This is a genomic window from Streptomyces sp. L2, assembly GCF_004124325.1.
Classification (GTDB): Bacteria; Actinomycetota; Actinomycetes; order Streptomycetales; family Streptomycetaceae; genus Streptomyces.
Genome location: NZ_QBDT01000001.1, coordinates 3,811,266 through 3,825,642 on the forward strand (window position 1 = coordinate 3,811,266; position 14,377 = coordinate 3,825,642).

The 14,377-nt window shown below is 71.3% G+C and carries 10 protein-coding genes and 1 tRNA gene; 3 read left to right on the plus strand and 8 right to left on the minus strand.

Annotated features, from left to right (window positions below; translation table 11 throughout):
* The first annotated feature begins 22 nt into the window (after positions 1–22).
* The gene (locus DBP14_RS16800) at positions 23–571 is read left to right on the plus strand and encodes a DNA-binding protein (RefSeq protein ID WP_129308012.1); all 549 of its coding nucleotides are present in this window, start codon (positions 23–25) and stop codon (positions 569–571) included.
* 287 nt (positions 572–858) lie between these two features.
* Positions 859–2,493: a serine/threonine-protein kinase gene (locus tag DBP14_RS16805; RefSeq protein WP_129308013.1), complete on the plus strand. Its 1,635-nt coding sequence runs from the start codon at positions 859–861 to the stop codon at positions 2,491–2,493.
* On the opposite strand, the gene DBP14_RS16810 is transcribed toward DBP14_RS16805, so the two are convergent.
* Entirely contained in the window at positions 2,457–3,893 is a 1,437-nt protein-coding gene (locus DBP14_RS16810) for a hypothetical protein (RefSeq protein WP_129308014.1), read from the minus strand. The two genes, DBP14_RS16805 and DBP14_RS16810, sit on opposite strands and share 37 nt — an antisense overlap.
* Before the next feature lie 205 nt (positions 3,894–4,098).
* Complete coding sequence (locus DBP14_RS16815; RefSeq protein WP_003999697.1) at positions 4,099–4,227, minus strand: DLW-39 family protein; 129 nt, start codon at positions 4,225–4,227, stop codon at positions 4,099–4,101.
* Positions 4,228–4,575: 348 nt separating this feature from the next.
* Between DBP14_RS16815 and DBP14_RS16820 the strand changes: the two genes are divergently transcribed.
* Positions 4,576–4,902 carry a DUF6344 domain-containing protein gene (locus DBP14_RS16820; RefSeq protein ID WP_129308015.1) on the plus strand — a complete coding sequence of 109 codons (327 nt, stop codon included), beginning with the start codon at positions 4,576–4,578 and terminating at the stop codon, positions 4,900–4,902.
* A gap of 1,318 nt (positions 4,903–6,220) precedes the next feature.
* Here DBP14_RS16820 and DBP14_RS16830 read toward each other — a convergent pair.
* The 6 genes from DBP14_RS16830 to recF form a co-directional block, all read right to left on the minus strand.
* Positions 6,221–6,297, minus strand: a tRNA-Ile gene (locus DBP14_RS16830).
* 210 nt (positions 6,298–6,507) lie between these two features.
* Positions 6,508–7,446, minus strand: a complete 939-nt coding sequence (locus DBP14_RS16835) for a DUF3566 domain-containing protein (RefSeq protein ID WP_129308016.1) — start codon at positions 7,444–7,446, stop codon at positions 6,508–6,510.
* A 17-nt stretch (positions 7,447–7,463) separates the two neighbouring features.
* Positions 7,464–10,058, minus strand: coding sequence for a DNA gyrase subunit A (gyrA, locus tag DBP14_RS16840; RefSeq protein ID WP_129308017.1), 2,595 nt, complete (start codon positions 10,056–10,058; stop codon positions 7,464–7,466).
* Between the two features lie 42 nt (positions 10,059–10,100).
* Positions 10,101–12,164 carry a DNA topoisomerase (ATP-hydrolyzing) subunit B gene (gyrB, locus tag DBP14_RS16845; protein ID WP_129308018.1) on the minus strand — a complete coding sequence of 688 codons (2,064 nt, stop codon included), beginning with the start codon at positions 12,162–12,164 and terminating at the stop codon, positions 10,101–10,103.
* A 474-nt stretch (positions 12,165–12,638) separates the two neighbouring features.
* Positions 12,639–13,208 carry a DciA family protein gene (locus tag DBP14_RS16850; RefSeq protein ID WP_129308019.1) on the minus strand — a complete coding sequence of 190 codons (570 nt, stop codon included), beginning with the start codon at positions 13,206–13,208 and terminating at the stop codon, positions 12,639–12,641.
* Entirely contained in the window at positions 13,205–14,362 is a 1,158-nt protein-coding gene (gene recF, locus DBP14_RS16855) for a DNA replication/repair protein RecF (RefSeq protein ID WP_129308020.1), read from the minus strand. Before recF ends, DBP14_RS16850 begins: the two co-directional genes overlap by 4 nt.
* Positions 14,363–14,377: the final 15 nt, after the last annotated feature.

Sequence of the window (14,377 nt, forward strand, 5' to 3'; positions counted from 1 at the left end):
GGGGAAGCGATGGGGAGACGCAATGGACGCCGCACAGCAGGAAGCCACCGCGAGAGCGCGGGAGCTGCAGCGGAACTGGTACGGGGAGCCGTTGGGGGCGCTCTTCCGTAAGCTGATCGACGATCTCGGGCTCAACCAGGCCCGGCTCGCGGCAGTCCTGGGACTGTCCGCGCCGATGCTCTCGCAGTTGATGAGCGGTCAGCGCGCCAAGATCGGCAATCCCGCCGTGGTCCAGCGGGTGCAGCTGCTGCAGGAGCTGGCGGCACAGGCCGCGGACGGCAGCGTCAGCGCGGCCGAGGCGACGGAGCGCATGGACGAGATCAAGAAGTCGCAGGGGGGCTCGGTGCTCAGCAACACCACGCAGACGACGAGCAGTTCGGGGGCGCCGACGGTCAAGCGGGTGGTGCGCGAGATCCAGTCGCTCCTGCGCTCGGTGGCCGCCGCCGGTGACATCATCGAGGCCGCCGACACCCTCGCCGCGAGCCAGCCTGAACTGGCGGAGTTCCTCCGGGTCTACGGCGCCGGCCGCACGTCCGACGCGGTCGCGCACTACCAGTCCCACCAGAACTGAGCCCACGGCCCGGCGCACCGGAAGGGGGCCCGGGAGCCGGGCCGGAGCCGGGGTTCGAGAAGGGGCCGGCGGGGAGGCGGGGCCGGCATCGAGGGAGCCGGGACAACGGGGCCGGGACACGAGGGCCGGGACACGAGGGAGCGGCCGGTGTCGCAGAGCCGTCAGGTCCCGCCGGTCGTGCGGCCCAGGACGGTTGGGCGGCCTGCACCGACACGCGCCGCCCGCGCCGCATGCCGGCGGGGGCGAGGGGGTAGCGGGGGACCGAGGGGGAGGAGCGACGGACTGCCATGGGTGAGGTGTTCGCCGGCCGGTACGAGCTGGCCGACCCGATCGGGCGCGGCGGGGTGGGCGCCGTGTGGCGTGCCTGGGACCACCGCAGGCGCCGCTATGTGGCCGCCAAGGTGCTCCAGCAGCGGGACGCCCACACACTGCTCCGCTTCGTCCGGGAGCAGGCGCTGCGCATCGACCACCCGCATGTGCTCGCCCCGGCCAGCTGGGCCGCGGACGACGACCAGGTGCTGTTCACCATGGACCTGGTCGCAGGCGGCTGCCTCGTCCACCTCGTCGGCGACTACGGCCCCCTTCCGCCGGCGTTCGTGTGCACCCTGCTCGACCAACTCCTGTCCGGGCTCGCCGCGGTGCACGCGGAAGGTGTCGTCCACCGTGACATCAAGCCCGCGAACCTGCTGCTGGAGGCCACCGGCACCGGCCGGCCGCGGCTGCGGCTGTCCGACTTCGGCATCGCCATGCGGCTCGGCGAGCCCCGCCTGACCGAGACCAACCTCGTGGTGGGCACCCCGGGTTATCTCGCCCCCGAGCAACTGCTGGGCGCCGAACCGGACTTCCCCGCCGACCTGTTCGCCGTAGGGCTGGTCGCCCTGTATCTCCTGGAGGGCGCCAAGCCGGACGCCAAGGCCCTCGTGGAGTACTTCGTCGACAACGGGACGCCGGGGCCGCCCACGGGCATCCCGGAGCCCCTCTGGCAGGTCGTCGCGACCCTCCTCCAGCCCGACCCGGAGGCCCGTTTCCGCACGGCCACGGGGGCGCGCAAGGCGCTCGCCACGGCCCGGGAACTCCTGCCCGAGCCGGGCCCGGACGACGAGTTGATCGAGATCTTCGACCAACTCGGCCCGCTGCCACCCGGGTTCGGACCGGACGGCCCGCTCAAGGCGGCGTCCGGGGTGGCCCCGGAGCTGCGGCGCCCGAACCGGGCCGAGACCACGGGGAGCGACGGACCGGAGCCGACCGGCAGCCCGGGCACCGGCGCCGCCGCCCGGAACCGGGCGACCGGCACCGCCGCGACACCGCACACCGACGCCACGCCACCCACCGACCCCCGCCTCACCACCGGGCACGGTACGGCGCCCCCGCTGCCCGCCATGTCGGACACCGGCAGCTTCCCGCTCCCGCCGCCCCAGCCGGCGACGCCTCCGGAGCCGTACACCCCACGGCCGTACACCTCACAGCCGTACGCCCCGCAGCCGGGGCAGGAGGGCACGGGCCACCCGGCCGATGCGGTCGCCCATCCCTCCCCCGCCGTACCGCCCCACGAGCGGACGGACCCCGCCCACCGGAATCCCGCCGGCCGGCCCGGCGCCCTCTGGTCCGGGGCCTCCTGGCCGCCCCACCCGCCCACGCCGACGCCACCGCCGCACCCGCGCCCCCACGCCGACACCTCCACGGCGTCGTACACCGCTCACGATCCACAGAACGGGAGCCCGGCACAGCGGGTGGCGGGCGCCGATCGGCCGGGAACCGCCGAGGCCCGTCGGGCGCCCCGCACGCACCGTGCCCACAGCCGTGCACGGGCCCGGCGCACCACGGGCCGCCGCCCCGGTCCCCCGGCCAAGGCGGCGATACCGATCCTGCTCCTGGCACTCGCCTGCTACGCCGTCGGTTTCTGGGCGCTCGCCCGCGGCTGAGCCCTCCGGGCCACGACCGTCCACACGCCCAGCACCAGCAGCAGGGCGGTCCCCGCACCGATCCCGCAGGCGGCGACCACCTTCATCGCGGGGTCACCGCCGCCCCCGGTATGGCCGATACCGCCGGTGCCGCCGGTTTCAGCCGCGAGACGGTCTCCGGGGGTGACCGTGAAGACGCCGGCCGGCACCGGCTTTCCGGCGTAGCCGGGCCCGTCATGCGCCCGGCCGTCGACCCGGACCCGGAGCGTCACCGTGAAGGGTCCCGCCCCGAAGGTGTCGCTCATCCGCGTGCTCAGGTGCAGGACCAGGTAGTAGTCGCCGGCGAAGCGGACGGAGCTGACGCCGCTGACGGGGGCGTACCGGTTGGCGTACTCCACGGGCGGCGCCGGGTCGAGGGCGGTGGTCTTCGCGGTGCCGGTGTAGCCGAGGGCCGCGTTGTCGACGGACCCGCGCACGGGGTTGTAGAGCGCGAGGTTCAGCGCGCCGCCGACATAGCCGTGGCCGCCGGAGGAGCCGCCCAGTTCGGCGGTGGCGGCCAGTTGCTGTCCCCAGTCGGCCGGCACCTTGTAGAAGAGGGTCTCGCCGGGGGCGATGCGGGTCTGCCAGACTCCGGGCCCGAGCGGGCGGGCGAAGGCGAACCCGGTACCGCCCGACCGCTGCCGGGCCTGACCGGTGGCGGGCTCGGGCGAGGCCGAGTTCCAGCCCCCTGGCGCACTGGTCGCCCCGGCCTTCTTCAGGGCCGGTTCCGTGACGGGCGCGATCTCCAGACCCCAGCGCCGCGCGGAGCCCGCCGTACCACCGGACGCCGCAGGCCCCTCTGACCCCTCTGACCCCCCGGACGCCCCTGGCCCCCCGGACGCCTCCGCGCCCGTGCCGCCGGAGTCGAGCCGCTCGACGAGCACGTAGTACGTCCCGGCCCCCTGGCACACCGCCTTGCCGGCCTGGCGCCGGCCGAGGGCCGTGACGGGCCGGGGGCTGAGTCCGGCGCCGAACTGCTCGGAGGCGTAGGAGCAGGAGCCGCCGTGCGCGTCCTTGACCGAGACGTGGATGCCGTCGGTGGCGGCCACGGTGGCGCCGGCCGGGGGTACGGCGGTGACGGGGACGTACGCCGTGGTGGCGGCGTGCAGTTCGAGGCGGTAGTAGAGCTTGCCGCCGGGCGGGATGGAGCCGCGGTAGGTCCGGCCGGGCTCCAGCAGCGGGGCGCCGGCGGTGCCATTGGCGCCCTCCACGGCCATGTCGCCGGGGGTGAAGCCGTACGACGGCCCGCCGGCGGCCGTCGCCGTGGCCCCGCCGGGCAACGCGGCCAGGGCACCCAGCACAAGCGCGACGACCGCCGTACGACGCGCCGTACGACGCCCCGCCCGGGAGCCGGCCGCACACCACCGCGCAGCCGCGGGCAACCGATCACGCCACCCCCGCACGCGCCACACCCCCTGCCGCTCCAGATGCCTTCGTGTCCTCGGCGGCCGCCCGCCGGACCGTGGCCATCCTGCCCCTAACGCACCCCGGTCATCCCCGCAATCCGTGCGGCCGCCGGGCGGCACACAAAACCCCGGCCGCGCGGGCGGCCGGGGTCTGTTCAGATTCTGGTGTCGGTACCGGTACTCACGAACCCGTGGGCACGGAGTCAGTCGCCTCCGTCCACAGGTCCTGCTCGGCGCGATCCGCCTGGATCTGGCGGTACACGAGGAGCCCGCCGATGGCGGCCAGTGCGACCAGGAGCAGCTTCTTCACCGCGCGACCTCGTCTTTCCTTGACGTAGGGGACCTCTGGCGCCCGACTATACACACCGACCGATACCGATCGGTGACCTGCGTCCGCCCCTCAACTCCCGCTCAGCACCGAGCGATACGGCGGGACTGAGCCGCTCTGATCTGAGGGTGATCACATCCTCACGGACGGTCACTTTGCCCCTTCTTCGCCGGACCTCGCCGGTTTGATGAGGTTTCCGGCCTTCTTGCGCCCATCCGAGTGGTGTTCATCTGAACATCGCCGCGCCACGAGCCGAGGTCCACCACTTCCCGGCCCACATACACATCATGAGGAAAGTACGCAAATCGCCTGACCCGAAAGTGAGGGGCCATGACCCAGAACAAGGTCATGAAGCTGTGGACCGCCATCGTCACCGCCTTCCTCGCGCTGTGCACGGCGCTGGGACTCGTCACCGCCACCACCGCGGCGGCCACGCCCCAGAACTCCAGCCCCGTCGAGAACACCGCGCAGCGGACGGTCCCGCCGATCCCGGCGGCCCACCAGTGGACCTGGTCACCTCACGCCAGCGCCCTGCCCCCCACGATGAAGCAGCGCATCCGGGCCGAGGCCCACGGCAAGTCCCCCAGCTGCCGCCACGGCTCCCTCCCCGACACGGCCGACCTCGCGGACGAAGTCCTCGCCCCGCTCGACTGCTGAGCCAGTCACCTCCCCCGTACCGCGGACGTATCGACCAGACGGCGACTTGCGTACGCACCAGTCGACACGGAAGACCCCCGGCGCCAGCTCAGGCCGGGGGTCTCGCGCTGTCCGGGGGCCGTGGCGCGTGAAGGTCGAAGGCCCCCGGCCGATCGTGGCCGGGGGCCTTCTCTCCTGATGGGGCAGACAGGATTTGAACCTGAGGTCTCATCGTCATCAAATCGATCACGGTGACACCGCGAGCTTAGCCAACCGATACCGCTCGCAGGCGGCTCGTTCCCTGAAGTTCAGTGCCTACCACCCCTGTCGTGCTTGTCGGTCAGCCGGTGGCGCCGGTCGCTCCGGTGGCGCCAGTCGCACCGGTGGCCCCAGTCGCACCGGTGGCCCCAGTCGCACCGGTCGCTCCCGTGGCCCCAGTGCCGCCGGAGCCGCAACCGCCACCACCTGTCGGAGCGGTCGCCGCCGTAGCTCCAGTAGCTCCGGTAGCAGCAGTAGCCGCCGTCGCGCCTGTGGCCGCCGTGGCACCAGTTGCGCCCGTTCCCGCGGTAGCGCCGGTGGCTCCAGTGGCAGCGGTAGCAGCCGTAGCTCCGGTCGCCGCCGTAGCAGCGGTAGCTCCAGTGGCCGCTGTGGCAGCGGAACCACAGGCTCCACTGCCTGTCGGAGCGGTGGCAGCCGTGGCTCCGGTAGCGGCGGTGGCGGCGGTGGCCCCCGTGGCAGCAGTGGCAGCGGTGGCTCCGGTGTCGGCGTAGGCGACCGTCGCCGGGACGGACATGGCGACTGCTAACGCGGCAGCCGCGGTTAAGGTACGTAACGTCACGACAGGTTCTCCCTGTTCGACAGTAAGGACCCTCTCAGCACAACAGCGATCCTTCGCGGGCGCATGCGGAGCTACGCCATTCGGGTGATGAGAGGATTCCGTTCAGTCGTGGCGCTGCCGGCCGTTGCCTGAGTAGTCACGCGGCGGGTGGTGGCTCGGCCAGTGTTCCGGCCCTTCTCAGCCCATCCTGTGCCCCAGTTCTCACCCCTCACACCGTCGCCTTCACACACCGTGGAGCGAGCGTGGTTCATGCGGTTCATGCCCCCCAGGCGGAGCGCGCCACTGGACGAACGACCTGGACGCCACGACGCGGCTGACGTCCTGCGCGGCCTGGCCCGCCTCGCCGCCGGAGCCGCCGCTGCTTACGTCCAGATCGCCGCCCCGACTCCTGGATCAGGCCACCCTCGCCGGCGTACTGAGCTGAGAGATCTGCTCATCCGCTGATGTCATCCATGGATGTCAAAGAACCCCCAGCCGGTATCGGCTGGGGGTTCTTCTCGCTGGTGGGGCTAACAGGATTTGAACCTGTGGCCTCATCCTTATCAGGGATGCGCTCTAACCAACTGAGCTATAGCCCCGCCGCGCTCTGCGGGGGTGTGTCCCGCGCGCTGACTCCTGAAGATTAGCGCACGACCGGGGAAGTCCCAAAATCGGTTGTCGGGGGACCGTCAGGGCACGTGGCGGGGGTGCGGGGGCCGGATTTCGCCGGCCCCGCCACTCGCCGTCGGCGAGGGCCCGCCACTCGTCCTCGGCAAAGCCCCCGCTACTCGTCCTCGGCAAAGCCCCCGCTACTCGTCCTCCGCGAGGGTCAGCTCGACGCCGCCCACGAAGCCCGCGGAGAGGTTGTAGATGAACGCGCCGAGGGTCGCCAGCGCGGTGGCGAGGACGACGTCGATGACCGCGATGATCGCCGTGAACATCAGGACGTGCGGCAGCGACAGGAACGACTGGAGGTCGAAGCCGTTCGACTCGTTGGAGCCGGTCGCCTCCGAGATCGTGCCGCCGACCGTGGCGAACACGCCCATCGCGTCCATGACCATCCACAGCACCGCCGACGCGACGATCGTGCAGATGCCCAGCGCGATGGAGAGCAGGAAGCTGACCTTCATCACGGACCACGGGTCGGCCTTGGCGACGCGCAGCCGCGCCTTGCGGGTGCGGGGGGTGGTGCGCGCGCCGGTGCGGGGGCGCCGTACCCCGGCGGTACCGCCCGTGCTCCCGGCGACGCCCGCGGTGCCCGCGACGCCCTGGGCCGGGTAGGCCTGCGGGGGGTGGTAGGGGCCGGCCGGCTGCTGCGGGCCGCGCTCGCCGGGCAGCGGGGAGGACGACTGCGTTCCGCCCGGGGCGGCCGAGCCGGCCGCCGTCTGCGGTCCTCGGGTGTCCGTCACAGTTCCCCCCTGGGATCCATGCTTGTCGGAAGAGGCCTGCGAAGAGTCCTGCGAAGAGTCCTGCGGATGGTCCTGCGAGGAATTGCGCGGGCCGGCCGCGGAGGCCTTCACCGGCTTGAGGTTCGTCGTGTGCGGATCGGGCGCGTTTCCGGCGGCCGCCGCGGAGGCCCGCGCAGATGCCGCCGAAGCAGCCGCTCCGGAAGTCGCCGCGGAGGCCACCTGCGCGGCCCCCGCCTTGCCCTTCGCCCGCTTCGCACGCGCGCCGGAGCCACGGCCGCCGCCGTCCGCGTCCGTACCCGTGGAGGTACCGGCCGATCCGGCGCCCGTGGCTCCGCTCACGTGACTCACTCCTCGTGCTACTCGGCCGAGGGCGCCTCACCCTCGTCCGTGCCGGTGCTCGCGGCACCCTCGGCGGTCTCGTCGACGACGTCCTCGCCGTCGACCTCCTCCGCCTCGCGTCCCGCCTCGGCGTTACGTGCGATACCGACCACGGCATCGCGCTTGCCCAGGTTGATCAGCTGGACGCCCATGGTGTCACGGCCGGTCTCCCTGACCCCGCTGACTCGCGTACGAATCACACCGCCGGAGAGGGTGATGGCGAGGATCTCGTCGTGCTCCTCGACCACCAGCGCGCCGACCAGCTCACCGCGGTCCTCCACGATCTTGGCGGCCTTGATGCCGAGGCCGCCGCGACCCTGGACGCGGTACTCGTCGACGCGGGTCCGCTTCGCGTACCCGCCGTCCGTGGCAGTGAACACGAACGTACCCGGTCGCACCACATTCATCGAGAGAAGCTCGTCGCCCTCACGGAAACTCATCCCCTTGACGCCGGAGGTGGCGCGGCCCATCGGGCGCAGGGTGTCGTCCGAGGCGGTGAACCGGATCGACTGCGCCTTCTTGCTGATCAGCAGCAGGTCGTCGTCGGCCGAGACGAGTTCGGCGCCGATCAGCTCGTCGTCGGTGCCGTCCTCCCGCTCCCGCAGGTTGATCGCGATGACACCGCCGGAGCGCGGCGAGTCGTAGTCCTTCAGCGGCGTCTTCTTGACCAGGCCCGCCTTGGTGCCGAGCACCAGGTACGGGGTCGCCTCGTAGTCGCGGATCGCGAGGATCTGGGCGATCGACTCGTCCGGCTGGAAGGCCAGCAGGTTCGCCACGTGCTGCCCGCGCGCGTCCCGGCCGGCGTCGGGGAGCTCGTACGCCTTCGCCCGGTACACCCGGCCCTTGTTGGTGAAGAACAGCAGCCAGTGGTGCGTGGTGGTGACGAAGAAGTGGTCGACGATGTCGTCTTCCTTCAGCTTCGTGCCGCGCACGCCCTTGCCGCCGCGCTTCTGGGCGCGGTAGTCGTCCGTCTTGGTCCGCTTGACGTAGCCGCCGCGGGTGACGGTGACGACGATGTCCTCTTCGGCGATCAGGTCCTCGATGGACATGTCGCCCTCGTACGGGATCAGCTTGGTCTTGCGGTCGTCGCCGTACTTCTCGACGATCGCGGCCAGCTCCGCGCTGACGATGCCGCGCTGGCGGACCGGCGAGGCGAGGATCTCGTTGTACTCGGTGATCTTCGCCTGCAGCTCGTCGTGCTCCTGGACGATCTTCTGCCGCTCCAGGGCCGCCAGGCGCCGCAGCTGCATCTCCAGGATCGCGTTGGCCTGGATCTCGTCGATCTCCAGCAGGCCCATCAGGCCCTGGCGCGCCACGTCGACGGTCTCGCTGCGCCGGATCAGCGCGATGACCTCGTCGATCGCGTCCAGCGCCTTCAGCAGGCCGCGCAGGATGTGCGCCCGCTCCTCGGCCTTGCGCAGGCGGAAGCGCGTACGGCGGACGATGACCTCGATCTGGTGCGTCACCCAGTGCCGGATGAACGCGTCCAATGACAGGGTGCGCGGCACGCCGTCGACCAGGGCCAGCATGTTGGCGCCGAAGTTCGACTGCAGGTCGGTGTGCTTGTACAGGTTGTTCAGCACGACCTTGGCGACCGCGTCCCGCTTCAGGACGATCACCAGGCGCTGGCCGGTGCGGGACGACGTCTCGTCACGGACGTCGGCGATGCCGCCGATCTTGCCGTCCTTCACCAGGTCGGCGATCTTCTGCGCGAGGTTGTCCGGGTTCGTCTGGTACGGCAGCTCCGTGACCACCAGGCACTGGCGGTTCTGGATCTCCTCGACCTCGACCACCGCGCGCATCGTGATCGAGCCGCGCCCGGTGCGGTACGCCTCCTCGATGCCCTTGCGGCCCACCACCAGGGCGCCCGTCGGGAAGTCCGGGCCCTTGATCCGCTCGATCAGCGCGTCCAGCAGCTCCTCGTGCGAGGCGTCCGGGTTCTCCAGGCACCACTGGGCGCCGGCCGCGACCTCGCGCAGGTTGTGCGGCGGGATGTTGGTCGCCATGCCGACCGCGATGCCCGCCGAGCCGTTGATCAGCAGGTTCGGGAAGCGGGACGGCAGGACGGTCGGCTCCTGTGAGCGGCCGTCGTAGTTGTCCGTGAAGTCGACGGTCTCCTCGTCGATGTCGCGGACCATCTCCATCGACAGCGGCGCCATCTTGCACTCGGTGTACCGCATCGCCGCGGCCGGGTCGTTGCCCGGGGAGCCGAAGTTGCCGTTGGAGTCCACCAGCGGCATCCGCATCGACCACGGCTGGGCGAGGCGGACCAGGGCGTCGTAGATGGAGGAGTCGCCGTGCGGGTGGTAGTTGCCCATGACGTCGCCGACGACACGGGCGCACTTGTAGAAGCCGCGCTCGGGGCGGTAGCCGCCGTCGTACATGGCGTACAGCACACGGCGGTGGACGGGCTTGAGACCGTCACGGACGTCGGGCAGCGCACGGGACACGATGACGGACATCGCGTAGTCCAGGTACGAGCGCTGCATCTCCGTCTCGAGCCCGACGGGCTCGATGCGCATCGCGAGTTCGCCGCCCTCTTCGGGCGTCGCGGGAGTGTTCTCGTCGGCCATTGCTGGTGGGGATCCTTCCTGGTGCGGTCAGCTGAGACCGACTCAGATGTCGAGGAAGCGGACGTCCTTGGCGTTGCGCTGGATGAACTGGCGCCGGGCCTCGACGTCCTCGCCCATCAGGACCGAGAACAGGTCGTCGGCCTGGGCGGCGTCGTCCAGGGTGACCTGGCCGAGGACCCGGTGCTCCTGGTCCATCGTGGTCACGCGCAGCTCCTCGGCGTTCATCTCGCCGAGACCCTTGAAGCGCTGGATCGAGTCCTCGCGCACGCGCTTGCCGCGCTGGCGGCCCATCTCGATCAGCGCGTCGCGCTCCCGGTCCGAGTACGCGTACTCGACGTCGTCCCGGCCCCACTTGATCTTGAACAGCGGGGGGCGGGACAGGAACACGTGCCCGGCCTCGACCAGCGGCCGCATGAAGCGGAACAGGAACGTCAGCAGCAGGGTGTTGATGTGCTGGCCGTCGACGTCGGCGTCCGCCATCAGGATGATCTTGTGATAGCGGAGCTTCTCGATGTCGAAGTCCTCGTGCACACCCGTGCCGAACGCGGAGATCAGCGCCTGGATCTCCTGGTTCTGCAGGATCTTGTCGATCCGCGCCTTCTCGACGTTGAGGATCTTGCCGCGGATCGGGAGGATCGCCTGGTACTGCGGGTTGCGGCCGGACTTGGCCGAGCCGCCGGCGGAGTCACCCTCGACGATGAAGATCTCGCACTTGGTGGGGTCGTTCGACTGGCAGTCGGACAGCTTGCCCGGCAGGGACGCCGACTCCAGCAGACCCTTGCGGCGGGTCAGGTCGCGGGCCTTGCGGGCCGCCACGCGCGCGGTGGCCGCCTGGATGCCCTTGCGGATGATGTCCGCGGCCTCGACCGGGTTGCGGTCCAGCCAGTCGTTGAGGTGCTCGTAGACCGCCTTCTGCACGAAGGTCTTGGCCTCCGTGTTGCCCAGCTTGGTCTTCGTCTGGCCCTCGAACTGCGGCTCGCTCAGCTTCACCGAGATGATCGCGGTCAGACCCTCACGGATGTCGTCACCGGTGAGGTTGTCGTCCTTCTCGCGCAGCAGCTTCTTGTCGCGCGCGTACTTGTTGATCAGGCTGGTCAGGGCCGCGCGGAAGCCCTCCTCGTGCGTACCGCCCTCATGCGTGTGGATGATGTTCGCGAAGGAGTACACGCCCTCGCTGTAGCCGCCGTTCCACTGCATGGCGACCTCAAGGGACAGGCTCTTGTCCTTGTCCTCCGCCTCCAGGTCGATGACCGTGGGGTGCACGACGTCGCCCTTGCGGGAGTTCAGGTACTTCACGAAGTCGACGATGCCGCCCTCGTAGTAGTACGTGACCGCCTTGACCTCGGCCTTCTCGTCCGCGCCCGCCTCGTCCGCACCGCTGGTGGCCTTCGCCGACTCGCGCTCGTCGGTGAGTTTGATCGTCAAACCCTTGTTGAGGAACGCCATCTCCTGGAAGCGCCGCGACAGCGTCTCGAAGGAGTACTCGGTGGTCTCGAAGATCTCCGCGTCGGCCCAGAAGGTGACCGTCGTGCCGGTCTTCTCGATGGCCTCGTGCTTGGCCAGCGGGGCCGTGGGCACGCCCATCTTGTAGTCCTGCGTCCAGCGGTGACCGTCGGTCCTGACCTCGACGGAGACCTTGGACGACAGCGCGTTCACCACGGAGACGCCGACTCCGTGCAGACCGCCGGAGACGGCGTAACCGCCGCCGCCGAACTTGCCGCCCGCGTGCAGCACGGTGAGCACGACCTCGACGGCCGGCTTGCCCTCGGAGGGCACGATGCCCACCGGGATGCCACGGCCGTTGTCGACGACCCGGACACCGCCGTCGGCGAGGATCGTCACGTCGATCGTGTCCGCGTACCCGGCCAGCGCCTCGTCGACCGAGTTGTCGACGACCTCGTACACCAGGTGGTGCAGACCGCGCTCACCGGTGGAACCGATGTACATACCCGGTCGCTTGCGGACCGCGTCCAGGCCTTCCAGCACGGTGATGGCGCTGGCGTCGTAGGAGGCGGTGGCCTCGCCGCTCACGCCGGCGTCGGTGGACGGGATGTTCTCGTTGGGGTTGCCGGAATCGGCCACGAAGCGCCCTTTCTGGCACAGCACGAGCCGGGCTCGTCGGCAGGTTGCCGGAGCGGCTGCGGCATGTTGCGTTGGTAAGCCTTGATCAGCGTTGCTCAGCGTTTCCCGGGCGGTCCCCACAGCGGGGCGGGATTGTCTTCCAGTCTACCGGTAGCACCGACAGTGATGGGGGTTTGCCGGTACCTGAGTCCTCATGTGCCGCCCCAAAATGGTCTCGGCCGGGTACCGATATACGGAAGGGGGCTCCAAGCGGCTCACAGCGGCACTCAGCGCTTCGGGCCGTCAACCCTTGGCTACTGGGGGGTCAGCTCGTGATCCACAGCTGTGGACAGGGGTGTGCCCGGCGGTACGGGCGACACCGCCCGGGCCCCTCAGGACGTGAGGTACGTCACCCGTGCGTCAACCCGCAGATCTCATGCGTCAGCGGGGGATCCCGTGGGTCAGCCGGGGCCCGTGCGTCAGCCGCAGATCCCGTGCGCCAGCCGGGGATCCCATGGGTCACCCGTAGGTATCGCCGGGTCCCGTGCTCCCGGGAGCGCGCAGCGGGCCGTAGCGGCGGGCCGGGCCGCCGGGGCCGTTGACCTTGATCACCCGGACCGTGCCGTGCCCCAGGTCCTCGTTCAGCCGGGCCACCAGCGCCGGGGCCAGCAGCCGCAGCTGGGTCGCCCAGGCCGTGGAGTCGCAGGCCACGGACAGCACCCGCTCGTCCTCGTCGTACCGCTGCGGCACGCAGTGCTTCGCCAGGTCCTCCCCGACGATCTGCGGCCAGCGGCCCATGACGCCACCCACCGCGGCCGGCGCCTCCCAGCCGCGCTCGGTGATCAGCCGGTTGATCGCGGCACCCAGCGCCATCGGGTCGCGCCCGTCCGCGCGCGCGCCGGAGCGCAGACCGCCTCCGCGCCGCGCCTGCTTCTTCTGCCGCGCCGCGTCCCCACGCGCGCGTGCCTGTTCCTTCGCGGCGCGCAACGCCACGCGCGCGAGGTCGACGCCGGAGGGCTCGCCCGCGCCCGGCGGCTTCCGCGCGCCCGCGTTCCCGTCGTCGCCGGGGGCCGGCTCCTCGGTGCTCACGCCCGCTCCACCGTCCCGCCGGCCACCGCGTACCGGACGCCCGCCAGCACATGCGGTACGTCGTCGTCCACGGCGGCCGTGACCAGCACCTGCTCGCCGGGCGCGACCAGCTCGGCCAGCCGCTCCCGGCGGCGGGCGTCCAGCTCGGCGAAGACGTCGTCCAGCACGAGCACCGGCTCGTTGCCCTCCGCGCGCAGCAGGTCGTACGACGCGAGGCGCAGCGCCAGCGCGTACGACCAGGACTCGCCGTGCGAGGCGTACCCCTTGGCCGGCAACTGACCGAGCCTGAGCACCAGATCGTCGCGATGCGGGCCCACCAGGGTGACCCCGCGCTCGATCTCCTGCTTGCGCACCTCGGTGAGGGCGTCCATCAGCTGCGCGTAGAGGTCCTCGCGCGCGTGGGCGTCACCGGACCCGGACGGCCTGTCCTCGACCGACGGCTTGTACGCGGCGGACGGCTTGTACTCCAGCACGATCGGACCGCCGCCCGGCGCCAGTTGCTCGTACGCCTTGTCGGCCAGCGGCTGCAGCGCCGCGACGAGGTCCAGGCGCCGGGCCAGCAACTCGGCGCCCGCGCGCGCGAGATGCTGGTCCCACACGTCCAGGGTGGACAGGTCCATGGCGCGTCCGCCGTGCCGCCGGGCCAGCGCGGCGGTCTTCAGGAGCGTGTTGCGCTGCTTGAGCACCCGCTCGTAGTCGGAGCGCACGCCCGCCATGCGCGGGGAGCGCGCCGTGATCAGCTCGTCCAGGAACCGCCGCCGCTCCCCGGGATCCCCCTTCACCAGCGCGAGATCCTCGGGCGCGAACAGCACCGTCCGTACGATGCCCAGCACATCCCGCGGTCTGACCTGCGAGGACCGGTTGATCCGGGCCCGGTTGGCGCGGCCCGGGTTCAGCTCCAGCTCGACCAGCTGCTGCCGCTCGCCCTGGCGGACCTGCGCCCGGATCACCGCCCGCTCGGCGCCCATGCGCACCAGCGGCGCGTCGGAGGACACGCGGTGGCTGCCGAGGGTCGCGAGGTAGCCGACCGCCTCGACGAGGTTGGTCTTGCCCTGTCCGTTGGGGCCGACGAAGGCGGTGACGCCCGGGTCGAGCGGAACCTCGGCCCGGGCGTACGAGCGGAAGTCGGCCAGCGAAAGATGCGTGACGTGCATGGTCGTCCCGCCGAC

Bases quoted from the DNA above. Each gene is read 5' to 3' on its own strand.
- DBP14_RS16800 (WP_129308012.1), top strand. From the start codon at position 23: ATGGACGCCGCACAGCAGGAAGCCACCGCGAGAGCGCGGGAGCTGCAG.
- DBP14_RS16805 (WP_129308013.1), top strand. From the start codon at position 859: ATGGGTGAGGTGTTCGCCGGCCGGTACGAGCTGGCCGACCCGATCGGG.
- DBP14_RS16820 (WP_129308015.1), top strand. From the start codon at position 4,576: ATGACCCAGAACAAGGTCATGAAGCTGTGGACCGCCATCGTCACCGCC.
- gyrA (WP_129308017.1), bottom strand. From the start codon at position 10,058: ATGGCCGACGAGAACACTCCCGCGACGCCCGAAGAGGGCGGCGAACTC.
- recF (WP_129308020.1), bottom strand. From the start codon at position 14,362: ATGCACGTCACGCATCTTTCGCTGGCCGACTTCCGCTCGTACGCCCGG.